The sequence below is a fragment of the Rhizobium sp. WSM1274 genome, from assembly GCF_025200775.1.
Classification (GTDB): Bacteria; Pseudomonadota; Alphaproteobacteria; order Rhizobiales; family Rhizobiaceae; genus Rhizobium; species Rhizobium leguminosarum_I.
Genome location: NZ_CP104138.1, coordinates 3,872,258 through 3,895,783 on the forward strand (window position 1 = coordinate 3,872,258; position 23,526 = coordinate 3,895,783).

Genomic DNA, 23,526 nt, shown 5'->3' on the forward strand with positions numbered 1-23,526 from the left:
ATAAAGAGTTCGGCCCTTTTCGCTAAGCGGCCTGCTGATTTTCGCAGAAGGCTTCGGCCCGGTTGCGGCCTTCGCGCTTCGAACGATAGAGCGCCTCGTCTGCCTTCGGCATCAGTCGTTCAAATCTCCGCCGCTTTCCGCACGCGCGGCAACGCCGATGCTCAGCGTTGGAAAGACGGCCAGATCCGGCAGTTGCATGACGGCAGCGGCGAAAGTGAAACGGATGCGCTCGGCAATCGCCACCGCATCTTCGCAGGAAACATTTCTCAGTACCGCCAGGAATTCATCGCCACCTTGGCGGGCAAGCAGGTCGTCGGAGCGCATGATGCCTCTCGAAACGCTGGCGAAAAGCCGCAGCATGTTGTCGCCCGCGGCATCGCTTCGCTACGAATTTAACGATAGCGGGGTTTTTCTGCTGCATAATGCAGCAATTCAAGCGTTGCAGCGTCCTTTGCGCGTCTGCAAAGCCACGCGGCCTGTCTTCAGGCGGCCCGCACGGTGCCGATAATGTCCGCCAACAGACTGTGCAGCAAGTCCCTGTAGCCATTCCGGGCAGACGGGCCGCTCTCTTCCGAAGTCATGACGACGGTGAGATCGAGCGACGGCACGATGTAGAGCATCTGCCCGCCAAAACCCCAGGCGAAATGCACCTGCTCGCCGCCGATCAGTCGCGTGAACCAGCCATAGCCATATTCATCGCCCGCGAAGCGCGAGTTTGTGCGCGGCTGCCACGACTGGGAGATCCAGTCGGCAGGGACGATCTGGCGACCGTCGGCGGTCTTGCCGCCGTTGCGGTAGAGTTCGCCGAAGGCAAGCAGCGACCGGGCGCTCATCGCCATCTGATTGCCGCCGAGATAGATGCCCTGCGGGTCACGCTCCCATGCGCCGATGTGGAAACCCTCGACCGGGCCGAGCCATTCGCGCGCCAGCGCCAGGGTCGACCGGCCGCTGACCTTGGTCAAAATGGCCGAAAGCAGATGCGTGGATGCGGTGGAATAAAGCATCTCGCCACCGGGCTGATCGACGAAAGGCTGCGAGAGCGCAAAACGCACCCAGTTGCGCGAGGAGACCCAGCGGCCGTAGTTCGGCCCCGACATGCGATCGAGCCCAGCCTGCATGGAGAGAAGATTACCGATGGTGATGTCGTTGATGCGCGGGTCGGGCGTTGCAGGGAGATCGGCCTTCAAGATCGGTGCGATCTTCTGATCCGGCCCGTTGAGCAGACCTTTGTCGATGGCGATACCAACCAGCGCCGAAATGATCGACTTCGAAGCGGATTTGATATTGGTCGATTCCGACGGCGAATGACCATGGAACGCGCGTTCGCTGAGCACGCGTCCGTCGCGAGCGACGATCACCGTCTTGAGAGGCCCCATCGCAGGGTAGGTAGAAGAAAAGCAGAAGGGAAAGAACGCGGATCATGCGGCGCAAGATAGGATATCGCCGCAATATGTTCGCGTGCCGGCGACCCATTTCACGCAATCGTGTTTCCGTGTGTCGGGGAGCTAGCGACCGCGCAGCTTCATCGCCAGAAAGACAAGCCGCAACCACACCAGACCCGCCTGCCTGCGTGATTAAACGGCGCGAATATTACCAGCCGGGGGAAGAATTCCCAACCTGGCCGGCCGGTCAAGCCTTACAGCGCCGCGCGTCTTTTCAAGCCGACCCGGCCCAATCCCGTTCTAGGCTGCGCGGCGAACCGGCGCACTGGCTAGCATACGTCCCGAGGGGACGATCATGCCGGCCGCGCCGTCAAGCCAGCCTTCGGTGAGCTCGAGCGCAAGAAAGCGCGAGCGTTCGAACGGACCCGGCATGACGAGATGGCGGGCCTTTTCGGCAAAGAAGCCGAAACGCTCGTAATAGGCCACATCGCCGACGAGCAGGACGGCGCCATGCCCGCGATTCTTCGCTTCAAGGATTGCCGCGCGCATCAACGCCGCACCGATGCCCTTGCCGCCATGCTGCGAGGCAACAGCGAGCGGCCCGAGCAGCAGTGCATTGATCGGCGTGCCTTCATCATTGACGCCGGCTTCGATGTTCCAGAGCCGCACCGTACCGATAACACGGCCGTCGCGATCGCGCGCGACGAGCGCAAGACCCTCGGCCGGAACGCGGTTGCGGCGGATCTTCTCCGACGACTTCTTGCGGCGACCCGCGCCCATGACGCGGTCGAGCAGATTTTCACGAGCAACGACATCCGAGGGATTTTCGGCGTCGATGGTGAAAGTGGTGGGCGCAAAGAATGCGCGGACAGAATCAAGAACAGCGGCCATCTTGGCCTCCCGTACCCAATACCGTTATCAGCGGCGATGAAGGAAAATTGTGAATTTGCCGCCCCGGCTGGTTACGGGGCCGGCGGAAACGACCTCAGATGACGTAGGCCTTCAGCGGGTCGAAACCGTTGAAAGCGACCGCCGAATAGGTCGTCGTATAGGCGCCGGTGCCTTCGATCAGGACCTCGTCGCCGATCGAAAGGGAGATCGGCAGCGGATAGAGGTTCTTCTCGTAGAGCACGTCGGCCGAATCGCAGGTCGGACCGGCAATGACGCAGGGCTCCATCTCGTCGCCGTCGTGTTCCGTGCGGATCGGATAGCGGATGGCTTCGTCCATCGTCTCGGCGAGACCGCCGAACTTGCCGATGTCGAGGAAAACCCAGCGGGCATCGTCATTGTCCGACTTCTTCGAAATCAGCACGACTTCCGCCTTGATGACACCGGCATTGCCGACCATGCCGCGGCCCGGCTCGATGATCGTCTGCGGAATCTGGTTGCCGAAATGCGTGCGCAGCGCCTGGTAAATCGACTTGCCGTAAGCTTCTGCGGACGGTACGTCACGCAGGTACTTGGTCGGGAAGCCGCCGCCCATGTTGACCATCTGCAGGTGGATGCCCTGCTTGGCGAGCGATACGAAGACGCGCTTGGCATCGGCAAGCGCCGAATCCCAGGCGTCGACCTTGGTCATCTGCGAACCGACATGAAACGAGACGCCATAGGACTGCAGGCCAAGCTGATGGGCGTAGACGAGAACGTCGACAGCCATCTGCGGAACGCAGCCGAACTTGCGCGACAGCGGCCATTCGGCGCCTTCGCCATCCGTGAGCACGCGGCAGAAGACACGGGCGCCGGGAGCGGCGCGCGAAATCTTCTCGACTTCCTCATGGCTGTCGACGGCAAAGAGGCTGACGCCGAGCGCATGCGCGCGGGCAACGTCACGCTCCTTCTTGATCGTGTTGCCATAGGAGATACGGGCGGCGGTCGCACCAGCGTCGAGCGCCATTTCGATTTCGGCAACGGATGCACAATCGAAATTGGAGCCGAGGCCTGCGAGCAGCTTCAGCACTTCCGGGGCCGGGTTGGCCTTGACGGCATAATAGATGGCGCTGTCCGGCATGGCGTGACGGAAGGCGTGGAAATTGTCGCGAACGACGTCGAGGTCAACCACAAGGCAGGGACCATCGGGACGTCGGGTTGCGAGAAAGTCGCGGATGCGCTGGGTGGTCATATCGATTCCCTCTTCCAATTCCAGAGCTCCGGCATGAACCGGAGGACAAAGGGCATACGATAGCTCGCATTGGAACCAGCCGGTGGAGACCCCGGAACCATAGCTAGCGCTCGATGCGCGAATAGTGAACCAACGCCGCGGTGCGGTGTAAGTTCGGCTTTGTCTGCCATGGATTGGAGGGAGAATCCCAACCGCACTTCCGGCAATGATGGTGTGCCTCTTCAGTAACCCCCGCTGATGGAAAGCAGGGAGAGAACAAAAAGGCCCGCACCGTCGTTGCTTCAGGCGTCCTCGCATTTTCCGGTTGGCCGGAATAGCGACTGGAGGGGTTAATTCCAGGTACCTTACCGATTTCCTCACCAATTCGAGGGTTCGGCGGACACCCATGGGCACGTGCGACTTTGGGCTGAGTGGGAAATAAGAATATTCGCCTTCATAATCAAGCGATTTTTTGATCCTTGGGCTAAAAAAATAATTGAACAAAACAAGCCAATTTGTTCAACATTCCGAAACAGCCCGAGGGGTGCCATGGATACCTTGACCCGCATACGCGCCTTCATCGATGTCGTCGAGGCCGAAGGCTTCTCCGCCGCCGCACGGCGCACCGGCCGCTCCAAGGCGCTGCTCTCCAAATATGTGCGTGAACTGGAGGATGAACTCGGCGCGCTGCTGCTCAACCGTACAACCCGGCAGTTCTCCATGACCGAAGCCGGCCACACCTATTATCGCACCGCTTCCGATATCCTCAAGGAGATCGACAACCTCGCCGATCTCGTGCGTGAGAACAATGCACAGCTAAAGGGACGGCTGCGCATCTCGGTGCCGCGCACCTTCGTCGATGCCGAGGTCGGCCAGTCGCTGATTGATTTCGCCAAGGAGAACCCGGATCTTACGCTGGAGATTGCCGCCGACGACCGGTTCGTCGATCTGATCGAGGAAAGCTTCGACGTGGCGATCCGCATCACTAAACTCGAGGATTCCGGCATGATCGCCCGCAAGATCTCGGATTTCCGCATCCATATCTGCGCTACCCCCGATTTTCTCGAGCGTTATCCCGATCTCGATCACCCGACGGCCCTTTCCAACGTCCCTTTCATCGTCGATACCAATGCGCGCACCCAGGCGAGCATCCGCTTCCACAACCCCGACAACACCTCGTTCGCCGTCGCCGTTTCCGGACCGATAGAGGTGAACAGCCCGCATGCGACGTTACGCGCGGCACTTGCCGGCATCGGCGTAGCCTTCATCCCGGATTTCATCGCCCGCAAGCCGATCGAGAGCGGCGAACTGGTTACGCTGTTCAACGATTACATCCCCACCGACCGCGGCATTTATGCCGTCTATCCGCACCGGCGCTACCTGCCGGCCAAGGTGAGGATCTTCGTCGATTACCTGCACAACTGGTTCAAGAAGCACCCATGATGCGACAACAGGTTCCATGTTGATCCACCTGGCTGAGACGATCGGACGGCGACGATCGGGGATCCACAGTGAAGCCCGTCCCAATTCCGTCCCAATTTCTGGCAAGAAGTCAGGGTCACCGAACAGAGCAGCGGAATAAATGAAACATTCGACGATACTGATCGCCGCGCTTCTTTCGCTGGCGCCGGCCGCCGCCTTTGCCCATCCGCACATCTTCGTGGAAGCCCGCCTCGAAGTCGTGGCCGGCAAGGACGGCAGTGTCGAGGAACTGCGCAATGTCTGGCGCTTCGACGAGGTCTTTTCGTCCTCCGTCGTCATGGATTTCGACAAGAACACCGACCTGAAGCTGGAGCCGAACGAACTCGCTGAGGTCGGAAAGACGGTGAAGCAATCGCTTGCCGACTACGATTACTATATGAACCTGACGATCAACGGGAAGAATATCACCGTCCAGAAGCCCGACATCATCCATGTCGACTACAAGGATGGCCAGCTGCTGATGTTCTTCGCGGTAAAGCCGGTCGAGAAGATGCCGCTCAAGGGCAGGCTCACCTTCGGCGTCTATGACCCGACGCTCTACACCTCGATCGATTTTCCCACCGACACCGAGCTGGCGATCGTCGGAGACGGCTTCAAATCCTGCAAACATCAGGTGGTGCGGCCGGATGCCGACGAGGTGATCTCGCAAAACAAACAGTCGCTGACGGACGCTTTCTTCAACGATCCGACCGGCACCAACATGTCCAAACTCTTCGCCACCCGGCTGGAGGTTACATGCTGACGAAACGCCTGTCCCTCATCCTTTCCGCTGCAATCCTTGCGCTGGTAACGGCTGCAAGCCTCGCCCATGCGCAGTCGCCGCTCGGCATCGGCACTGCAGAGCCGAGCTTCCAACCGACCGGCGGGCCGCTCGCACCGCTTTTGCTCTATGTGAATTATGAACAGCAGACCTTCTATCGGGCACTGACCGGCGCCTTGAAGGCGATGCGCCAAGACCCATGGCAACTGGCATCGCTGATCGGCCTGTCCTTCGCCTACGGCGTCTTCCATGCCGCCGGCCCAGGCCACGGCAAGGCGGTCATCTCCTCCTACATGATCGCCAACGAGGTCGAGCTGAAGCGCGGCGTGGTGATTTCCTTCATTTCTGCCTTCATCCAGGGCGTGGTGGCGGTGGCGCTGGTCGGCGGCGCCTGGCTGGTGTTGCGCGGCACCGGCATCACGCTGACGGAGGCGACCCACGCAATGGAGATCTCAAGCTTCGTCATGGTCATCCTGTTCGGCGGCTGGCTGCTGTTTCGAAAACTGCGCTCGATGGCGGGCAATATGCCGCGCCGCCGGCTGATGGCGACGCCTGCCGGCCCGGTCAGCATGATGCTCGACTGGAAGGACAATGCCGTCGAACGCCAGGCCTATGCCTTCAACGGCAAGGCGCAGGCTGTGGAAGCCGGCCACACTTTCGTTCCCGGCATGGTCTGCGAGACTTGCGGCAATGCCCATGTGCCCGACCCGGCCCTGCTTGGCGGCGACAGATTCAGCGCCCGCGAGGCCTGGTCGGCTATCGTTGCCGTTGGTCTGCGCCCCTGCTCCGGCGCACTTCTGGTCATGACCTTCTCGCTCTTGAACGGGCTCTATCTCGGCGGCGTGCTTTCGGTCGCCGCCATGTCGCTCGGCACGGCGATCACCGTTTCCCTGCTTGCCACACTTGCCGTCACCGCCAAGAGTGCAGCCGTCCGTCTCTCCGGACGCGGCTCGACCGCCTCGATCTGGATCGGCAACGCCATCGAAATCCTCGGGGCCGTGCTCGTCATTCTGATGGGCGCCCTGCTGCTCGGGGCCTCGCTGCAGGGCTAGAGCAATTCCAGCAAAAGTGCGCAGCGGTTTTGCGTCCGGAATTGCGCAATGCTGGAGACTTACTTTCCCCGGCCGCGCTGATAGCGTGCCCGCAGCCAGAAGACCGCAAAAAACGCCATGATCAGGCAGACGCCGACGACGATCGCCAGCGTCGGCGAGAAATTGCCGATCCACAGCACGATGGTCGGCAGGAAATAGATGACGAGGGCGGCGCTGAGCAGGATGATGCCGGCGGCGGTCGCCTGCGAGCGGCTTTCCGGGCTCATACGAGCCTTTCCTTTTCGAGATCGGCGCGGATATCCTGCAGGCGACGGATCTGGTTGCCCTCGGCGTCGAAATTCTCCGGCGAAAGCCATGCTTCGAAGGCATCGTTGATCATCGGCCATTCGGCATCGATCATCGAGAACCAGGCGGTGTCGCGGTTGCGATGCTTGGAGATCATATGCTGGCGGAAGACCCCTTCGAAGCTGAAGCCGTAACGCGCGGCCGTCGTCTTGCTCGCCTCGTTGTTATTGTCGCATTTCCATTCGTAGCGGCGGTAGCCGAGATCCTCGAAGACGTGCTTGGCCATCAGGTAATGCGCCTCGGTCGACAGCGGCGACCGCTTCATCTCGGCCCCGTGCGCCACCCCTCCGATCTCGACGACGCCGTTTGCCGGGTCGGCGCGCATGTAATTCGCCATGCCGACAATCTTGCCGGTGGCGTTGTCGCGGAAGATGTGGGTGAGCCAGCCGGACTTGGTATTGACGGTTTCCAGCCAGTTAGCGAAATCGTCGATACCGGAGAAATCATCCTGTGCGAAATAGAGAAGCAGCGGGTTGATGCCCATGCCGCCGAGCCCGTCCCACAGCGCCTCGAGATGTTCCGCGCGCCGATAGGGCCCGACGGTAACGAAGCGGCCCTTCAGCGTGACCGGCTTCGGCGCCGGGCAGCCCTTGAAATTTGCAAGATCGCGCATGTTCACTCCTCTTTTCCGAAGAGTGGATAGGCCAGCCGCCCAGCAAAGGCAACCGGCCTAGATGTCACTGTGACAAGGTCGTCTTGGCCGACGACACCGTCGCCTCGATATGGTCGACCAGCTGGTCGGCAAGGCCGAGGCGGCCGGCAAGCAAATCGAGATAACCGCGCTCGGCGCGCGAATCCGGCTCGATGGTGAGCCGCGAGGCGGTGTAGAGCTCGACGCGCTGTTCTTCCGTCGTCGCGGCGGCAACGAGCGCATCGATATCCGTCGGCGAAGCGAGTTCATTCTCGATGAAGGCCGCAGCCTCGCCGCTGACGTCGGCGGCCTTGACCTTCTCCATGATGAGGGCGCGTTCGGCATCGTCGATATGGCCGTCGGCCTTGGCGGCGGCGATCATCGCGCGGATCAGCACCAGGACGAATTCATTGCTGCCGGCAGGCGACGTCGGCCCGAAACCGGATTCGGCAGGCGGCGGAAGGAGAACCGGATTATTTGCCGAGGGTGCATCCGAGGGGGCTGCGGGCGCCTGCCCCGCCTGGTAATTCTTGTAGGCCTGGTAGCCGAGGCCGGCAATGGCGGCAAGACCGCCAACCGCCAGCGCATTGCCGGCAAGACCACGACCGGTCTTGGTGCCGAGGAGCACCGCAGCAATGGCGCCGGTCGCCAGCGGATTGTTCCTGGCCGTCTGCATAGCATCGCCCGCCCTGTCGCGGACCGAGCCGCCGAGACCCGGCACCTGCGAACCCAAGAACTGGTCGAGAAGCTTCTTTGCGTCGAACATTCCTCGTCGTCTCCCTGTTTGAAGCTGGAGGAGAACATAGGTTTGCGACGGCTGAAATACAAATGCGACGTGCCGAGTTGCCACCCCCTCTGCCCTGCCGGGCATCTCCCCCACGAGGAGGGAGATTGGCTGGGCGTGAGGGTTTCCTCAAACAATTGGCTCAAGCGGCGGATCGGGAGAAAGAGCTGGTCTCTTGCCGATCTCCCCCCTCGTGGGGGAGATGTCCGGCAGGACAGAGGGGGTGTCCCCCCACCGAACAAAGGTTTAGGCCTTCAGCGCCGCCGCTTCTGCCGCGAGTTTGGTAATGCCAGCCCAGTCGCCGGCCGCGACCAGTTCTTTCGGCGCCACCCACGAGCCGCCGACGCAGATAACGTTCGGCAGCGAGAGATAATCATTGGCGTTCTTCAGCGAAATGCCGCCGGTCGGGCAGAACAGCGTGCCTGCAAGCGGTGAGGACAGCGCCTTGAGATAGGCGGCGCCACCGGCCTGCTCCGCTGGGAAGAACTTCAGCACCTGGTAGCCTTCCTCGCGCAGCGCCATGACTTCGCTGGCGGTCGCAGCCCCTGGAAGCAGCGGCACGTCGGAATCGGCGGCGGCATCGAGCAGTTCCTGCGTCGTACCCGGGCTAACGATGAACTTCGAACCGGCCGCGACGGCGGCTTCCCAATGAGCGACATTGAGGATCGTGCCGGCGCCGACTTCGGCGCCCTCGACCTCTGCGGCGACGGCGCGCACGGCCTCGAGTGCCGCCGGGGTGCGCATGGTGATCTCGATCGCCTTCAGACCGCCTGCGACGAGCGCGCGAGCCAGCGGCACCGCCGTCTTCGCATCGTCGACGATCAAGACCGGAACGACAGGCTGGAGTTTCAGGATGGAAAGGAGCTTCTCTGTTTTCTCGCCCATGGTCACGCGACCTCCTTGAAACGATTGAATTCGGACCCGAATAACGCCCCTGCGGAACCTTGTCGAGATAAAACCGGACCGCATGCCGAGAAGGGTATGAAATGCGTGGAAATTGGGCTACCGTGCCGCAATCGTCACAAAAGGTTCACCGGTATGGCGAAAGAGATCGAGCGGAAGTTTCTTGTACGCAGCGATGGATGGCGTTCCGCCGTCGAGACGAAGTCTGTCCTCAGACAGGGTTACATCGCGTCGATGGACGATCGTTCCGTGCGGGTGCGCATCCTCGACGGCAGGAAAGCGAAACTGACGATCAAGATCGGCCGCAGCGCCATCACCCGTGACGAATTCGAATACGACATCCCGATCGCCGACGCCGAGGAGCTGTTGCAGGCAGCCATCGGCGTCGTCATCGAGAAGACGCGCCACCGCGTTCCACATGAGGGCTTCGTCTGGGAGGTTGACGTTTTTGCCGGCGAGCACCGCGGATTGGTGATCGCCGAGGTGGAGATGACGGCCGAGACCGACAGTCCGGCGCTGCCCACCTGGCTCGGCCGCGAGGTGACCGGCGATTTCCGATATTCCAATCAGGCCCTTGCCACAGAATACGGGCACGACAGGCATGGCCTATCGCATTCGGCCTGACGCCGATTTTACCGAGGCGTTTCGCAAGGTCGCCATCGAGCAGCTGGAACACGCCGTCACGGTTCTCGAGAAGCGGCCGGACGGCGCGCACGAGGCAATCCATTCCTTCCGCAAGAACCTGAAACGACTACGGTCGCTCTACCGCCTCGTGGCCCGCGAGGTTCCGGATTTCCAGACCCATGAAAATGCAAGGCTGCGCGATGCCGCACATTCGCTTTCGGCGATCCGCGACGCTGCCGCCCTGATCGGCACCGGGCAATATCTGCAGCACTCGGCACGCGGGAACGAGGAGAACGAGGCGCTCGGCCGCATCGTCAACATTCTCGAAGGACGCCGTGAATGGATGGCGGAAGCCGAAAGCGGCCTGGAACAGCGGCTGACGGAAACATCCGACGCTCTGAAGGAGGCGATCGCCGCACTGGATGAAGTCTCGTTCAATGGCGGCCATCGCAAGAATGCCCGCATGCTGGCGAAGAGCTGGCGCCGCACTGCGCGCAAGGCCAAAGCCGCGCTTGCGGCTTGCCACGGCGAGGCATCGGCCGATGATTTCCATACTTTGCGCAAACGCACCTACGACTATCGGCTCTACCATGCCCTTTTGCGTGACGTCTGGCCGGGCGCGATGAAGGCCAAACGCGATGCGGCCAAGGAGCTCGTCGAGGATCTCGGCCACATCCACGATCTCACCGTGCTCTCCGAACTGGTCGAGTCCGAACCGCAGCTCTTCACCCGCAATGATGATCTTGCGCATCTGCTCGACATCATCATCTTCCGCCAGCAGGAAGACCGACGGCAAGCGCTGATCAAAGCCGAAGCAGTCTTCGCCGACGATGCCGACGAGGAAGCCCAACGCATCGAGCTTCTCTGGCTGATGGCCGGGAGTTGAGAGGCGGCGAAACCGGAAGTGCTTCTGCGCTGCTCTGCATTTCCGATTGCTTCAGCATCTGAAGATTTCGCGAGGAAACCCGTTGACCTCAACCAAACTTGAGGTCCTAGCCTGCGGTGGTCGAACAAGCTAACGACTTGATCCGCGAGGAAAAAATGACCGCCGAAAATACCACGATGCCGAAGGTGCTCGGGCTCTACGAGACCCATCTGACCGTTGCCGATCTCAAGACCTCCGCGGATTTCTACCGCGATGTCGTCGGGCTCGAAACTGCCGCCTCATTCGAGGAGCGTAAAGTTGCTTTCCTCTGGGTGGACGACAGGAAGACCGGCATGCTCGGCCTTTGGGAAACAGGAACCGGACCGATGAAGATGCGGCTGCATATCGCCTTCCGCATGACCGCCAGCGGCGTGCTGCAAGCGCCCGCCATTCTCAGGGCAAAAGGTGTGGAACCTCTCGGCTTTGCCGGTGAACCGGTGACGGAACCGGTGGTTCTCGGCTGGATGCCGGCGCTGTCGATCTATTTCAAGGATCCGGACGGGCACTCGATCGAGTTCATCAACGTTCTCGACGACATCCCCGACCGGAGCTTCGGCGTGCGGCCGTTTTCCGCGTGGCAGGCGCGAGCGTAATCGGTCAGGGATCAAGGCCGCCCCTGGTGAAGGCAATTGCGCGGCCCGCCGATTTTCTGTATTTCCGGCCCATGACCGACAGCCTGACACACACCAGCCCGTTTCTCGTGGCCGCACTTTACCATTTCGTTTCCGTGCCGCGCTTTGCCAGCCTGCAAGCGCCGCTGCAGACGCTTTGCGAGGAGAACGGCGTCAAGGGAACGCTGCTTCTGGCGCATGAAGGCATTAACGGCACGATCGCAGGCCCGGATGCCGGCATTCACGCCGCGCTCGCCTTCCTGCGCGTCCAGCCGGAATTTTCGGGCCTGGAGCACAAGGAAAGCCGCGCCTCGAAAATGCCCTTCCTGCGCATGAAGGTGAAGCTCAAGAAGGAAATCGTCACCATGGGCGTCGAGGACATCGACCCCAACAAGGTGGTCGGCACCTATGTGGCGGCCAAGGACTGGAACGCTTTGATTTCCGATCCTGATACCATCGTCATCGACACCCGCAACGATTACGAGACGGCAATCGGCATCTTTCGCGGCGCGCTCGACCCGAAGACCAAGACTTTCCGTGAATTTCCCGATTGGGTGCGCAACAATACCAGCCTGCACAACAAGCCGAAGGTCGCCATGTACTGCACCGGCGGCATACGTTGCGAGAAGGCCACCGCTTTCATGAAGGCTGAGGGTTTCGACGAGGTCTATCATCTGAAGGGCGGCATCCTGAAATATCTCGAAGAAGTGCCGCAGGAGGAAAGTCTCTGGGACGGCGCCTGCTTCGTTTTCGACGAGCGCGTCTCCGTCGAGCACGGGCTGAAGCAAGGCGAACACCGGCTGTGCCACGCCTGCCGGAACCCGATCACCGCGGAAGAAATCACCTCCCCGCTTTACGAAGAGGGGGTTTCCTGCAGTCACTGCTATCATACGCGCACGGAAGAAGACCGGCTGCGTTACCGTCAGCGGCAGCACCAGATAGCCCTCGCGAAAAAGCGCGGCCAGCGACATATCGGCAGTTGAGCCGGGATTCTGTTGGGGTCAGCCTTGCTGTTTGAGGGTCGGGGCCGCCGGTCAGGCTGCGCCGATGCATCGCCGAGCTTCCGGCTGCGCTGCACGTTGCTCATTCAGCATCTCGGTGATGAGATCTGATGTCATAGGCTTTCCGAACCAATAGCCCTGCAGGCAGTCGCAGCCGAAAAGGCGCATGGCTATCGCCTGCTCCTCGGTCTCGATGCCTTCGGCCGTCACCGGAATATCGAGCGAGCGGGCGAGCGCCACCGTCGCCTGCAGCATCTCGCGCTGGCGTTTGTCGTTCACACCCAAGACCAGCGAGCGGTCGATCTTGATGCGGTCGAAACCGAACTGCCTGAGATAACCGATCGAGGAGAAGCCGGAACCGAAATCGTCGAGCGCCACCTTGACCCCCAGCCCCTTCAACCGTTCGATCGACTGGCGGGTGCGCTGCGGGTTCTGGATCATGTAGCCTTCGGTGATCTCCAGCGTGATGCGACCGGCCTCGATCTCCGTCTGCTTCAGCACGTAGCGCACATAGTCGGTAAACGCGGGATTGCGGAACTGGCCGGGCGAGACGTTGACCGAGACGTTGAGGTTCGGCCATTGTTTGGCCGTCTCGCAGGCTTTGCGCAACACGAACAAGCCAAGCGATTCGATGAGGCCGCTGGTCTCGGCGATCGGGATGAACAGCTCAGGCGAGACGGGACCATGGCCCGGACGGTTCCAGCGCACCAATGCCTCGACGCCGGTCATCGCATGCGTCGCCGCATCGATCAGCGGCTGGTAGGCGAGCGTCAGGTCGCCGCTTTCGATAGCGATCCGGAGATCGAGTTCCAGCGCATTGCGCTGCTCCCGATCCGCATCCATCGACGGATCGTAGAGCATCATGCGCGCGCGGCCGGCCTCCTTCGCCTTGTACATGGCAAGGTCGGAGCGGCGCACCAGTTCCTCACGCCCAATCGCGCCGGAAGGCGACATGGCGATGCCGATGCTTGCCCCGACGACGACGACACGGCGACCGATCTCCAGCGGCTCGACAAGAAAATCGAGGATCTGCTCGGCCAACTGCAGAGCGGCGGCATTCTCGCTGTCGGAGAGAAAGGCGATCGCAAATTCGTCGCCGCCGATGCGGGCGAGAACCGCACCCTGCGGAATGAGCACAGCGAGCCCGGCCGCGACCGCCCGGATTAGCTGGTCGCCGGTGCCGTGGCCATAGCTGTCGTTGACCTCCTTGAAGCCATCGAGGTCGAGGTAGAGGAGCAGCACGTTGCGCTTGGTCTGGCGTGCCTCGACGACAAAACGATCGACGGCGAGCCCGAGGCCGTCGCGATTGGAAAGACCACTCAGTCTGTCGCGCAGCGCTTCCTTGCGAGCGCTGTTTTCCTCCGCTTTCAGGCGGCGGCCGGCAAGCCAGCCGATGACCAGCAGCACCACGAAGAACAATCCGACGAGGCCGAGCGCCTGGATGACCATCGGCCGCACTTGCGCATAGGCGATATCGCCGGGTGAACGCGAAGTCCAGACGAGCTTGCCGAGCGTTGCCCCCATCGGATCAACGATGGGTACGCGATAGTCGGCAGCAAAACTCGGCGGCGCCAGCCTCAGCCCGCCGATGACATAGGTCTGGCCGAGCGCGGTCACTCTGTCGTCATCGAGATGGCGGGCGAAAATAAGATAGCGGTGCTGGCCGGCGGGCGCATCCAGCGCACCGGACTTTTCCCGCACCAATGCCACGCCGACAGCGGCAATGCCCCGTTTGGTGGTAACGAAACCCACCGCTTGAGGACGATCGGCCGGGCCGACCGCCTTCACTCTGTCGAGCAGGATCCAGAGCGACGGCGCGAAGAAATCCGTGAGCGGCTCCTCCATCGGTTTGCCGTCGCGATAGGTCATGATCGCCTTCTTCTCGCCATCGACGACGATCGCCATGTCAAACAGCGAGCTATTGACCGACATCTCGCCGTAATTGCTCACCGTCCAGGCCATACCGTCCGGCGCGTAGACGTTGGCGGCGGCATCGTCCCAGGCGGCATAATCGTCCAGCGTCGCGCCGAGCTGATCCTCGAATGTCTTCACCGCGCCGATCGTCGTTTCGCGCGAGCGCTCGTCATCGAGGAGATTGGCGTTTTCGGTCACGCGTTCGAGCGCAGTCAGCACCATGACGGTGACGACGGCGACGATGACCGCGAAGGAGAAAAGCACGCCGGTAACGGTGATGTGACGGCCTATTCCCAATCCCTTGCTCTGCGACTTTCCGACTGTCTGCATTACGGCTCCCTGACCGTCGGACTTTGCCAGTCAACGGTTCAAAAACGTTTAAGCAACCGCCTGTTGCAGCTTTCTGACGCGCTATTTTTGTGCCTGCAGCCGTCGGAAGGCGCGCCCCTAACCCGGCGTGTGATTGCCCTTCGGAAATTGGGCCGCAAGTTCGCGGTACCATTTGCCGCTCTTCTTCACCGTGCGTACCTGGGTCTGATAGTCGACATGCACGAGGCCGAAGCGCATGCGATAGCCTTCCGCCCATTCGAAATTGTCCATCAGACTCCAGGCGAAGTAGCCGCGTAGGGGATAGCCGTCCTTGATGAGACCGGCAACGATGTCGAGGTGATCGCCGACATAGTCGAGGCGCATCGTGTCGTCGACCTCGCCGTCGACGACATCGGTGTTGTCGCAGGCGCCGTTCTCTGTGATGTAGCATTCCGGCAGTTCGTAGCGACGGTAGAGATCCTCTATCGAGAGTTTCAGGCCAGGCGCATAGATTTCCCAGCCGATATCAGTCTTGACGTCGCTTGCCGGCGCCGCTTCCACCGTCCAGGGGAAATCGCCCTTGCGTTCGGCGTCGTCGGTGACGCGCTCGGGCTTGTAGTAGTTCAGGCCCCACCAATCGAGTTTCTGGCTGATCAGCTTCAGGTCGCCATCCTCGACGACGGGCATGCGGTCGCCGAGCGCCTCGACGAATTCCTTCGGATATTCGCCCTTGAAGACAGGATCGAAGAACGCGCCGTTGTGGAACTGATGCGCACGCTCGCCGGCGGCAAGATCGGCCGGGCTGTCGGAGCCGTGAATGATCGAGGCGGCGTTGAGCACAAGCCCGACGGGCACGCCAGGGGCTTCCGAGCGAACCGCCTCGACGCCGAGGCCGTGGGCGAGGTTCATGTAATGCATGGCGTGAAGGGCGGCCTGCATGTTGCGCTCGCCCGGAGCATGGATGCCATAGAGGTGGCTGAGCCAGACGATGCACCAGGGTTCGTTGAAGGTCGCGACCCGGTCGAGGCGGTCGCCAAGGCGGTTCATCACCGTCTTGGCATAACGCTGAAACGCATAGGCGGTCGAGCGCGCCGTCCAGCCGCCTTCGCCGGCGAGCAACAGAGGCAGATCCCAGTGGTAGAGCGTCGCGAAGGTCTTGATGCCGCGCGCCTTGCAGCCGTCGACCAGCCGATCGTAGAAATCGAGGCCGGCCTCGTTCACCGGACCCGTGCCGTCGGGGATAATGCGCGGCCAGGCAATCGAGAACCGGTAGGCTTCGACACCCATCTCCTTGATGAGATCGAGGTCCTGTTCCAGGCGATTGTAGTGATCGCAGGCGATATCGCCGTTATCGCGATTGTGGACGCGGCCGGGCATATTGCAGAAAGCATCCCAGATGGATGGCTTGCGGCCATCGGCTTTGCTGGCGCCTTCAATCTGGAAGGCAGCGGTGGCAACGCCGAAAGTGAAGTCGCCGGGAAAGCGTTCCGCGAGTTTCTTCGGATCGATCATCTGCAAGTCCTATCTCTCAGGTTGAGCCGTTTGCGCCGGATTTAGCCAAGCCTGAAGGCAAAGTACAGGCTGACGGCGAGAAAAACTGCAACGTTGCAGGAGGGAAGCCAGAACAGCTGCAACCGCCCTTCCTTTACCGCGCAGCCGACATCAAACGGCAATGTCAGCAGTCGTGACTTGGCCGTTGAGACCGAGATCCTTACACGGGAAATGGCATCACAAATGTGAAAGCAATCCAATGCTCTCTTCGGTCCATTCGCTGCAGCCTCATCTGCTGACCCTGTTGCGCATCGTCTCGTCACTCGTGCTTTTCAGCTACGGAACACAGAAGATCCTGCATTTTCCGGCTGCGGCAAGCGTGCCGCCGGCGGGATCGCTCTCCTGGATTGCCGGACTGCTCGAACTCACCTTCGGCTTCCTGGTGCTCGTCGGATTCCAGACCCGTATCGCAGCCTTCGTGCTCTCGGGCCTGAGGCCTTCGCCTATTTCATCGGGCATGCATCGAAGGGCATCTACCCTGCGCAGAACGGCGGCGTCGCGGCGATCCTGTTCTGCTTCGTGTTTCTCTATCTGGTGGCGGCGGGAGCCGGACCGTTGAGCGTAGACAGCCTGCTCAAGCGCGGCCGCACTGCTACTGCCTGACCAAATAAGCAAATGCCGAGGCGGCTTGACCCCGCCTCGGCGCTTTCATGGCGCAATCCAGATCGGCAATTCAGACCTTGACCCAGGCGCCGTTCTTCTTGGAAGACGCGACGCAGGCTTCGACGAAAGCCACACCCTTCACGCCGTCATCGACTGTGGGATAGACCACTACCTTGTCGACGGCCTTACCCTTCTTGCGGGCGTTGATTGCATGCGCGGCTTCCGTATAGATCGTCGCAAAGGCTTCGAGATAACCTTCCGGATGCCCTGATGGCACGCGCGTGACACGGCCGGCAGCCGCGCCTGAACCGGCGCCGCCGCGAGTGATCAGCCGCTTCGGCTCGCCGAAAGGCGTGTACCACAAGTAGTTCGGGTCCTTCTGAGTCCATTCCAGCCCGCCCTTGGTGCCGTAGACACGCACCATCAGGCCGTTTTCATGGCCGGGCGCCACCTGGCTGCACCAGAGCATGCCCTTGGCCGGCTTCTCCGAGCCCTTCGCCTTGAAGCGCAGCATGACATGCGCATTATCGTCCAGCCGGCGGCCGGGAACGAAGCTATCGAGATCGGCGGCGAGGCTGTCGAGTTCCAGGCCCGATATGAAGGAGGCGAGATTATAGGCATGCGTGCCGATATCGCCGGTCGAGCCGCCGACGCCGGACTGCGCCGGATCGGTGCGCCATGCGGCCTGTTTCTGGCCGGTTTGCTCCACCGCTTCCGTCAGCCAGTCCTGCGGATATTCGGCCTGGACGACTCTTATATCGCCGAGTTCGCCATTCGCGATCATCTCGCGCGCCTGGCGGACCATCGGATAACCGGTGTAATTATGCGTCAGCACGAAGAGTGCGCCGCTCTCGTCGGCGATCTTCTTCAGCTTCTTCGCATCGGCAAGGTTTGACGTCAGCGGCTTGTCGCAGATGACATGGATGCCGCGCTTCAGGAATTCCTTGGCTGCATCGTAGTGCACATGGTTCGGCGTGACGATCGCCACCGCCTCGATACCGTTCTTCAGCTTCGCCTCGCGGATCGCCATCTCGCGATAGCTGGAATAGGTCCGCGACGGATCGAGGCCGAGGTCGCGGCCGGATGCGATCGCCTTATCAGGCGTCGACGACAGCGCGCCGGCGATGAGATCGTACTGATCGTCGATGCGTGCCGCGATACGGTGCACCGCGCCGATGAACGCGCCCGCGCCGCCGCCCACCATACCGAGCCGGATGCGCGGCTCGCGGGTCTGTTCGGATGATGCTTCGATTGCCATGATTCCTCCTGAAATTTAATTTGGTGCGGACGCGGCCCCTCATCCGGCTGCCGCCACCGTCTCCCCGCCAAAGGGGAGAAGGGATATGCCGCGATGTCTATGCCCATCTCTGCCGTCTGGTGTGGCAAGTCCCCTCTCCCCGCCAAACGGGGAGAGGGTTAGGGTGAGGGGCAGCATCACGGTACCCCTATGCGTTAGAGCCCCAGCATCCGCCGGTTCGCCGCTTGGTCCGTACCGCTGCCGGCGAAATCGTCGAACGCTTTCTCGGTGACGCGGATGATATGGGCGGCAACGAATTCGGCGCCTTCGCGGGCGCCATCCTCCGGATGCTTCAGCGCACATTCCCACTCGACCACGGCCCAGCCGTCGAAATTATTCGCTGTCATCTTCGAGAACACCGCGCCAAAATCGACCTGACCGTCACCGAGCGAGCGGAAGCGGCCGGCGCGTTCCACCCAGCCCTGATAGCCGCCATAAACGCCCTGGCGCCCGGTCGGATTGAACTCCGCATCCTTGACGTGGAACATCTTGATGCGGTCCTTGTAGATGTCGATATTGTCGAGATAATCGAGGCACTGCAGGACGTAGTGAGAGGGATCGTAGAGCATGTTGGCGCGCGGATGGTTCTTCACGCGCGCGAGGAACATCTCGAAGGTGATACCGTCATGCAGGTCTTCGCCCGGATGGATCTCGTAGCAGACGTCGACGCCGTTCTCATCCGCATGATTGAGGATCGGCGTCCAGCGGCGGGCGAGTTCGTCGAAGGCCGTCTCGACCAGACCGGCAGGGCGCTGCGGCCAGGGATAGATGAAGGGCCAGGCAAGCGCGCCGGAAAAGGTCGCATGCGCCTTGAGACCGAGGTTTTTGGATGCCGTCAGCGCCATCTTGACCTGCTCGACCGCCCATTCCTGACGCGCCTTCGGATTGCCCCGCACCTCGGGTGCCGCAAACCCGTCGAAGGCTTCGTCATAGGCCGGGTGAACGGCGACGAGCTGACCTTGCAGATGGGTAGAGAGTTCGGTGATCTCGATGCCGTTTTCGCGGGCCTTGCCGGCGAATTCGTCGCAATAATCCTTGGACGTGGCGGCCTTCTTGAGATCGATCAGCTGGCTGGCCCATGTCGGCACCTGGACGCCCTTATAACCGATGTCGGCCGCCCATTTGGTGATCGCGTCCCACGAGTTGAACGGCGCGGTATCGCCCGCGAACTGGCCAAGGAAAAGGCCGGGGCCCTTGATCGCCTTCATGTCAGATTCCTCCCTGAATATCGACCGTAAACGTTTCTGAAGTGTTGTAGCACGCTATTTAGCGGGAGCAAGGCGCCTCCTCGCCCTTGCGTCGAATTTGGCGCGAGGCCAAATGCGATATGGCTGCGAGCTAATCATGATGGGCTTTGACGGGCAAGAGGTACGTGCAGCATTTTCGGCTAGCCGCTGTAGTGGAAGCATATAAAATGCGCCCATCCTTTCGAATGGGCGCATATCTCCAGTCAATCGATCAGAACGGCGAATCCGGGAAATAGAAGTCCTTGGCATTCTCCTTAGTGACGAGCGTCGCATCGAGAATGTAGCTGCCATGAACCGGAACCTGATCGTAGAGGGCCGCAGCCGTCAGCTCCATTGCCGTGCCGACCATTGCCGGCGGATAGAGAACGTCGACCGGGATCAGCTTGTCGCCGTCCATGACCTTCTTGACCATGTCCTTGGAGCCGGCGCCGGCGACGACATACTTGATATCGGTGCGCTTGGCCTGCTCGATCGCCTGCAGAACGCCGACGGCCATGTCGTCGTCCTGGCACCAGACGACGTCGATCTTCTGGTACTTGGTCAGGTAGTCCTGCATGACCTTGAAGGCATCGTCGCGGTTCCAGTTGCCGTACTGGCGGTCGAGAACCTTGACGTTCGAGCCGGCAATGCCCTTGTCGAAGCCGTCCTGGCGCTGCTGGTCGATCGGGATCGGCAGACCGCGGATGACCACCACTTCGGCGTCCGGCGTGGTGTCCTTGATGTACTTGCCTGCGACTTCGCCGAGAGCCGGATTGTTGCCGGCGACATAGAGGTCGCGCACGGAATTATCGTTGTTGCTCGGCGCGCGGTCGACGAGGGCGACGAACTTGCCCTTGCCCTTGACTTCCTTGATGGCGTTGACGAGCGGATCCGGATCCGACGGCAGGATGACGAGGGCGTCGATGCCCTGCGTATCGAGATCCTGCACGGCGTTGGCCTGGCTTGCGGCGTCCGGCGAAGTTTTGACGATGACGTTGAGACCGGGATGTTCGGCCATCAGCAGCTTGGCGACGCGTTCGGCATGGAACACCACGCCCGACGTCCAGCCGTGGTCGGCGGCCGGAATGGAGACGCCGATCGTGAATTTCTTGTCCTGGGCGTGAGCGGCGCCGGCGAACGTCACCGCCGCAACCGCCAGGCCCAACATTAATTTACGCATGCTATTTCCTCCCATAACTTCAGGGACTTTTCCATATCGGGACCGGACGCCCTGTAAGCCCGATCAATTGCAAGCCCGGTCAACTCATGATTTGCGCACCAGCGAGCGCTGAACGAACATGGCGATAATGATGATCGCACCCTGGATGGCGCCGATCAGATACTCGCTGATGAAATTCGAAAGCAGCATGATGTTGCCGACCAGTTCGAGAATGAAGGCGCCGCAGATCGTGCCCCAGACCCTGCCCGCGCCGCCCTTGAGCGCCGTACCGCCGACGACGACGGCCGTGATCGCCTGCAGCTCCCACAGGATGCCCGTCGTCGCCGATGTCGACCCAAGCCTGGGAACATAGAGCAGCACGGCAATGGCAACGCACAGTCCCTGGATGACGAACGCGATCGTGCGCACGCGGTTGACCGCAATACCGGAATAGCGGGCAACGTCGCTGTTTGATCCCACAGCCACGACATGGCGCCCGTAGCGGGTGCGATAGAGGATGAAGGCCGCGACTGCCGTCACCGCCAGGATCACCACGATCGGCACTGGTATGCCGGCGACATTGCCGAAATAAGCAGGGCGATAGAGCGTCTGGATATCGGCGGAGCGAAGCGTGATCGCGCCGCCTTGCGACAGCCATGTCGTCAGGCCGCGATAGATGCCCATTGTGCCGAGCGTTGCGATGAACGGCTCGATCTTGCCGACGGTCGTGATCAGGCCGTTCGCCAGGCCGCACAGCGAACCGGCGACGATGGTGAAGACGACCGCGACCACGAGCATCAAAGCCGGGTTTGCGATGGCGCCCGAATTCATCAGCAGGATCATCAGGCTGGCGACGAAGGCCACCATCGAGCCGACCGACAGATCGAGATCCCCTGCTGATATTACGAAGGTCGCACCGACCGCGATGATGGCGATGAAGGCACTGCGCGTCGCGACATTGGCAAGGTTGGTGATGCCGATGAAATTGGGATTGACCAGGGCTCCGACGATCAGCAGCAGCGCCAGGGCGACGAAGGGCGCGACCGCACGCAGGTCGACATCCCGCCAGGATCGGCGCCGGATTTCCCTGGTCTCCTCGTTGACACTCATTTCCAAAACCAACCTCCCGTCCCATATTTTCTGGGAATCTTATCTATCGTTCTGATCAGGCAAAGCCCTGCTAGCCCTCAGGCGGCCGCCTTCCTCTTGAGCCCGGCGGCGTATCGCATGATCTCCTGTTCGGAAATCTCGTCTCCTTCGAGCACGCCGACGATACGCCCTTCGCGCATCACCGCCACTCTGGTGCAGAGGCCGATGACCTCCGGCATCTCCGACGACACGACGATGATCGACCGGCCGTCCCGGGCGAGCGCCGAGATGAAATGATAGATCTGCTGCTTGGTGCCGACATCGATGCCGCGCGTCGGCTCGTCGATGATGATGATATCAGGATCGGTCTCCATGACCTTGGCGAGCAGCAGCTTCTGCTGGTTTCCCCCCGACATCCGGCCGGCGACGATATTGCCGTCGCGAACCCTGATATCGAAACGACGCTTGGCCTTTGCCATCGCGGCCGCCTCGCTGCCCGGGCTGAGATAGCCGTGACGCGCGTGCCTGCCGAGCGATTGCAATGTCAGATTGGTGACCATGCCGGAGCGCAGCAAGAGGCCCTTCGACTTGCGGTCCTTGGTCATGTAGGCGAGCCCGCAGCGATTGGCGGCATGCACGTCGCCGGAGGGAACCGTTTCCCCCTTGATGACCACCTCGCCCTCGAGACGGCTTCGCAACCCGGCGATCGCTTCCATCAGCTCGGTGCGGCCGGAGCCGATCATGCCTGAGAAACCGATGATCTCACCCTTGCGCACCTCGAAGCTCGCATCATTCACATAACCCGTCGACACCGAGGCGACGCTGAGGACGACCTCCTCGTCGACATCGGGCTCGACCTTAGCGGGATAGAGGCTGGAGAGTTCGCGGCCGACCATCAGCTGCGCGATCGATTCCCCGTCCAGAATGGACGTCGGCGAAGTCTTGATCCATTGGCCGTCGCGCAGCACCGTGACGCGGTCGGTCAATTCCATCACCTCGTCGAGTTTGTGGGACACGAAGACGAAGCTGGTACCCTGGTCGCGAAGCTTGCGAACCTGCTTGAACAGCATATTGGTCTCTTCTCGCGACAGCACCGCGGTCGGCTCGTCCATGAACACCACCCGCGCGTCGCGGCTGATCGCTTTGGCGATTTCGACCATTTGCTTGTCGGCGATGGAAAGCGTGCTGACCAGCGCGTTCTCATCGACATGCGAACCGAGCACGTCGAGAACCTTGCGTGTCTCCGACCGCATATATTTGCGGTCGAGCATGCCGAAGCGCGTGACTTCGCGCCCGAGAAAGAGGCTCTCCGTCACGGTCAGATGTTCGGCGAGGTTGAATTCCTGGTGAATGATGACGATGCCGAGCGCCTCGGCGGCGCCATTAGGCGGCAGCACGACGGGCTTGCCGTCGAGCAGGATTTCACCGGAACTCGGCTGCTCGAAACCGGACAAAACCTTGACGAGCGTGGATTTGCCGGCGCCATTTTCACCCATAAGGGCATGGATTTCGCCGGCGCGGAGATCGAAGTTCACGCTGAAGAGGACCTGCACTCCACTGAAGGATTTGCATATGCGCCTGGCGGACAGCACCACAGGTGCGGTGTCGGCAGCTTCCACAGTCATCTGACCCTCCCAAAGCGGCATCCCATCCGCTCTGAAGCCTTATGTAAACCTTTACATAGATCGTGTAAAGGTTTACATCGTTGATTTACACAGATCAGTTGAAGCCTGCCTTTGACCTCTCGACAAGTCTGTGTAGTGTCGCGGCGAAGACAGCC

The 23,526-nt window shown here is 61.3% G+C and carries 20 protein-coding genes and 3 pseudogenes; 8 read left to right on the plus strand and 15 right to left on the minus strand.

The window, feature by feature from the left end:
- Positions 1-22: 22 nt before the first annotated feature.
- The 4 genes and pseudogenes from N2600_RS19230 to odc2 form a co-directional block, all read right to left on the minus strand.
- A pseudogene (locus tag N2600_RS19230) lies at positions 23-375 on the minus strand (GGDEF domain-containing protein); the annotation flags it as partial.
- 107 nt (positions 376-482) lie between these two features.
- A pseudogene (locus tag N2600_RS19235) lies at positions 483-1,422 on the minus strand (serine hydrolase domain-containing protein).
- Between the two features lie 260 nt (positions 1,423-1,682).
- Positions 1,683-2,273, minus strand: coding sequence for a GNAT family N-acetyltransferase (locus N2600_RS19240; RefSeq protein WP_017967926.1), 591 nt, complete (start codon positions 2,271-2,273; stop codon positions 1,683-1,685).
- A gap of 94 nt (positions 2,274-2,367) precedes the next feature.
- On the minus strand, positions 2,368-3,501 hold the full coding sequence (gene odc2 / locus N2600_RS19245; protein ID WP_017967927.1) for an ornithine/lysine decarboxylase: 1,134 nt from the start codon (positions 3,499-3,501) through the stop codon (positions 2,368-2,370).
- Positions 3,502-4,029: 528 nt separating this feature from the next.
- Between odc2 and N2600_RS19250 the strand changes: the two genes are divergently transcribed.
- The 3 genes from N2600_RS19250 to N2600_RS19260 all read left to right on the plus strand — a co-directional run bounded on the left by N2600_RS19250 (position 4,030) and on the right by N2600_RS19260 (position 6,774).
- A complete protein-coding gene (locus tag N2600_RS19250; protein WP_017967928.1) occupies positions 4,030-4,923 on the plus strand; it encodes a LysR family transcriptional regulator in 894 nt (297 codons plus the stop codon).
- A gap of 139 nt (positions 4,924-5,062) precedes the next feature.
- Complete coding sequence (locus N2600_RS19255) at positions 5,063-5,704, plus strand: DUF1007 family protein (protein ID WP_170259854.1); 642 nt, start codon at positions 5,063-5,065, stop codon at positions 5,702-5,704.
- Positions 5,698-6,774: a nickel/cobalt transporter gene (locus N2600_RS19260; protein ID WP_017967930.1), complete on the plus strand. Its 1,077-nt coding sequence runs from the start codon at positions 5,698-5,700 to the stop codon at positions 6,772-6,774. Before N2600_RS19255 ends, N2600_RS19260 begins: the two co-directional genes overlap by 7 nt.
- Positions 6,775-6,833: 59 nt before the next feature.
- Here the strand turns inward: N2600_RS19260 and N2600_RS19265 are convergent, their stop codons facing one another.
- The 4 genes from N2600_RS19265 to N2600_RS19280 form a co-directional block, all read right to left on the minus strand.
- The gene (locus N2600_RS19265; RefSeq protein WP_017967931.1) at positions 6,834-7,040 is read right to left on the minus strand and encodes a hypothetical protein; all 207 of its coding nucleotides are present in this window, start codon (positions 7,038-7,040) and stop codon (positions 6,834-6,836) included.
- The gene (locus N2600_RS19270) at positions 7,037-7,732 is read right to left on the minus strand and encodes a GNAT family N-acetyltransferase (RefSeq protein ID WP_260297143.1); all 696 of its coding nucleotides are present in this window, start codon (positions 7,730-7,732) and stop codon (positions 7,037-7,039) included. Before N2600_RS19270 ends, N2600_RS19265 begins: the two co-directional genes overlap by 4 nt.
- Positions 7,733-7,796: 64 nt before the next feature.
- On the minus strand, positions 7,797-8,516 hold the full coding sequence (locus tag N2600_RS19275; RefSeq protein WP_170259856.1) for a tellurite resistance TerB family protein: 720 nt from the start codon (positions 8,514-8,516) through the stop codon (positions 7,797-7,799).
- A gap of 264 nt (positions 8,517-8,780) precedes the next feature.
- Positions 8,781-9,419 (minus strand): 2-dehydro-3-deoxy-phosphogluconate aldolase, encoded by a 639-nt coding sequence (locus N2600_RS19280; protein ID WP_018483505.1) that lies wholly within the window; start codon positions 9,417-9,419, stop codon positions 8,781-8,783.
- 153 nt (positions 9,420-9,572) lie between these two features.
- Between N2600_RS19280 and N2600_RS19285 the strand changes: the two genes are divergently transcribed.
- The 4 genes from N2600_RS19285 to trhO all read left to right on the plus strand — a co-directional run bounded on the left by N2600_RS19285 (position 9,573) and on the right by trhO (position 12,580).
- Entirely contained in the window at positions 9,573-10,061 is a 489-nt protein-coding gene (locus N2600_RS19285; protein WP_170257572.1) for a CYTH domain-containing protein, read from the plus strand.
- Positions 10,039-10,947 carry a CHAD domain-containing protein gene (locus tag N2600_RS19290; protein ID WP_170259857.1) on the plus strand — a complete coding sequence of 303 codons (909 nt, stop codon included), beginning with the start codon at positions 10,039-10,041 and terminating at the stop codon, positions 10,945-10,947. Before N2600_RS19285 ends, N2600_RS19290 begins: the two co-directional genes overlap by 23 nt.
- 155 nt (positions 10,948-11,102) lie before the next feature.
- Positions 11,103-11,579 (plus strand): VOC family protein, encoded by a 477-nt coding sequence (locus N2600_RS19295; protein ID WP_170259858.1) that lies wholly within the window; start codon positions 11,103-11,105, stop codon positions 11,577-11,579.
- Positions 11,580-11,650: 71 nt separating this feature from the next.
- Positions 11,651-12,580 (plus strand): oxygen-dependent tRNA uridine(34) hydroxylase TrhO, encoded by a 930-nt coding sequence (gene trhO, locus N2600_RS19300; protein ID WP_170259859.1) that lies wholly within the window; start codon positions 11,651-11,653, stop codon positions 12,578-12,580.
- Positions 12,581-12,631: 51 nt separating this feature from the next.
- Here trhO and N2600_RS19305 read toward each other — a convergent pair whose 3' ends face one another.
- Both N2600_RS19305 and N2600_RS19310 read right to left on the minus strand, forming a co-directional pair.
- Entirely contained in the window at positions 12,632-14,842 is a 2,211-nt protein-coding gene (locus N2600_RS19305; protein ID WP_170259860.1) for a bifunctional diguanylate cyclase/phosphodiesterase, read from the minus strand.
- Between the two features lie 117 nt (positions 14,843-14,959).
- The gene (locus N2600_RS19310; protein ID WP_170259861.1) at positions 14,960-16,333 is read right to left on the minus strand and encodes a GH1 family beta-glucosidase; all 1,374 of its coding nucleotides are present in this window, start codon (positions 16,331-16,333) and stop codon (positions 14,960-14,962) included.
- Between the two features lie 238 nt (positions 16,334-16,571).
- Between N2600_RS19310 and N2600_RS19315 the strand changes: the two are divergent.
- Positions 16,572-16,975, plus strand: a pseudogene (locus tag N2600_RS19315) (DoxX family protein).
- A 70-nt stretch (positions 16,976-17,045) separates the two neighbouring features.
- On the opposite strand, the gene N2600_RS19320 reads toward N2600_RS19315, so the two are convergent.
- The 5 genes from N2600_RS19320 to N2600_RS19340 all read right to left on the minus strand — a co-directional run bounded on the left by N2600_RS19320 (position 17,046) and on the right by N2600_RS19340 (position 23,371).
- Complete coding sequence (locus tag N2600_RS19320) at positions 17,046-18,233, minus strand: Gfo/Idh/MocA family protein (RefSeq protein WP_170259862.1); 1,188 nt, start codon at positions 18,231-18,233, stop codon at positions 17,046-17,048.
- Between the two features lie 194 nt (positions 18,234-18,427).
- Entirely contained in the window at positions 18,428-19,480 is a 1,053-nt protein-coding gene (locus N2600_RS19325) for a sugar phosphate isomerase/epimerase family protein (RefSeq protein ID WP_170259863.1), read from the minus strand.
- A gap of 250 nt (positions 19,481-19,730) precedes the next feature.
- On the minus strand, positions 19,731-20,678 hold the full coding sequence (locus N2600_RS19330) for a substrate-binding domain-containing protein (protein WP_017967943.1): 948 nt from the start codon (positions 20,676-20,678) through the stop codon (positions 19,731-19,733).
- An 84-nt stretch (positions 20,679-20,762) separates the two neighbouring features.
- Positions 20,763-21,767 (minus strand): ABC transporter permease, encoded by a 1,005-nt coding sequence (locus N2600_RS19335; RefSeq protein WP_162119369.1) that lies wholly within the window; start codon positions 21,765-21,767, stop codon positions 20,763-20,765.
- A 77-nt stretch (positions 21,768-21,844) separates the two neighbouring features.
- Positions 21,845-23,371: a sugar ABC transporter ATP-binding protein gene (locus N2600_RS19340; RefSeq protein ID WP_260297146.1), complete on the minus strand. Its 1,527-nt coding sequence runs from the start codon at positions 23,369-23,371 to the stop codon at positions 21,845-21,847.
- Positions 23,372-23,526: the final 155 nt, after the last annotated feature.

Excerpts from the sequence above, each read along its gene's own strand:
- trhO (WP_170259859.1), top strand. The coding sequence starts at position 11,651 with ATGACCGACAGCCTGACACACACCAGCCCGTTTCTCGTGGCCGCACTT.
- N2600_RS19275 (WP_170259856.1), bottom strand. The coding sequence starts at position 8,516 with ATGTTCGACGCAAAGAAGCTTCTCGACCAGTTCTTGGGTTCGCAGGTG.
- N2600_RS19305 (WP_170259860.1), bottom strand. The coding sequence starts at position 14,842 with ATGCAGACAGTCGGAAAGTCGCAGAGCAAGGGATTGGGAATAGGCCGT.
- N2600_RS19330 (WP_017967943.1), bottom strand. The coding sequence starts at position 20,678 with ATGCGTAAATTAATGTTGGGCCTGGCGGTTGCGGCGGTGACGTTCGCC.
- N2600_RS19340 (WP_260297146.1), bottom strand. The coding sequence starts at position 23,371 with ATGACTGTGGAAGCTGCCGACACCGCACCTGTGGTGCTGTCCGCCAGG.
- N2600_RS19280 (WP_018483505.1), bottom strand. The coding sequence starts at position 9,419 with ATGGGCGAGAAAACAGAGAAGCTCCTTTCCATCCTGAAACTCCAGCCT.
- N2600_RS19335 (WP_162119369.1), bottom strand. The coding sequence starts at position 21,767 with ATGAGTGTCAACGAGGAGACCAGGGAAATCCGGCGCCGATCCTGGCGG.
- N2600_RS19250 (WP_017967928.1), top strand. The coding sequence starts at position 4,030 with ATGGATACCTTGACCCGCATACGCGCCTTCATCGATGTCGTCGAGGCC.
- N2600_RS19290 (WP_170259857.1), top strand. The coding sequence starts at position 10,039 with ATGGCCTATCGCATTCGGCCTGACGCCGATTTTACCGAGGCGTTTCGC.
- odc2 (WP_017967927.1), bottom strand. The coding sequence starts at position 3,501 with ATGACCACCCAGCGCATCCGCGACTTTCTCGCAACCCGACGTCCCGAT.
- N2600_RS19265 (WP_017967931.1), bottom strand. The coding sequence starts at position 7,040 with ATGAGCCCGGAAAGCCGCTCGCAGGCGACCGCCGCCGGCATCATCCTG.
- N2600_RS19255 (WP_170259854.1), top strand. The coding sequence starts at position 5,063 with ATGAAACATTCGACGATACTGATCGCCGCGCTTCTTTCGCTGGCGCCG.
- N2600_RS19240 (WP_017967926.1), bottom strand. The coding sequence starts at position 2,273 with ATGGCCGCTGTTCTTGATTCTGTCCGCGCATTCTTTGCGCCCACCACT.
- N2600_RS19310 (WP_170259861.1), bottom strand. The coding sequence starts at position 16,333 with ATGATCGATCCGAAGAAACTCGCGGAACGCTTTCCCGGCGACTTCACT.
- N2600_RS19260 (WP_017967930.1), top strand. The coding sequence starts at position 5,698 with ATGCTGACGAAACGCCTGTCCCTCATCCTTTCCGCTGCAATCCTTGCG.
- N2600_RS19295 (WP_170259858.1), top strand. The coding sequence starts at position 11,103 with ATGACCGCCGAAAATACCACGATGCCGAAGGTGCTCGGGCTCTACGAG.
- N2600_RS19320 (WP_170259862.1), bottom strand. The coding sequence starts at position 18,233 with ATGGCAATCGAAGCATCATCCGAACAGACCCGCGAGCCGCGCATCCGG.
- N2600_RS19270 (WP_260297143.1), bottom strand. The coding sequence starts at position 7,732 with ATGCGCGATCTTGCAAATTTCAAGGGCTGCCCGGCGCCGAAGCCGGTC.
- N2600_RS19325 (WP_170259863.1), bottom strand. The coding sequence starts at position 19,480 with ATGAAGGCGATCAAGGGCCCCGGCCTTTTCCTTGGCCAGTTCGCGGGC.
- N2600_RS19285 (WP_170257572.1), top strand. The coding sequence starts at position 9,573 with ATGGCGAAAGAGATCGAGCGGAAGTTTCTTGTACGCAGCGATGGATGG.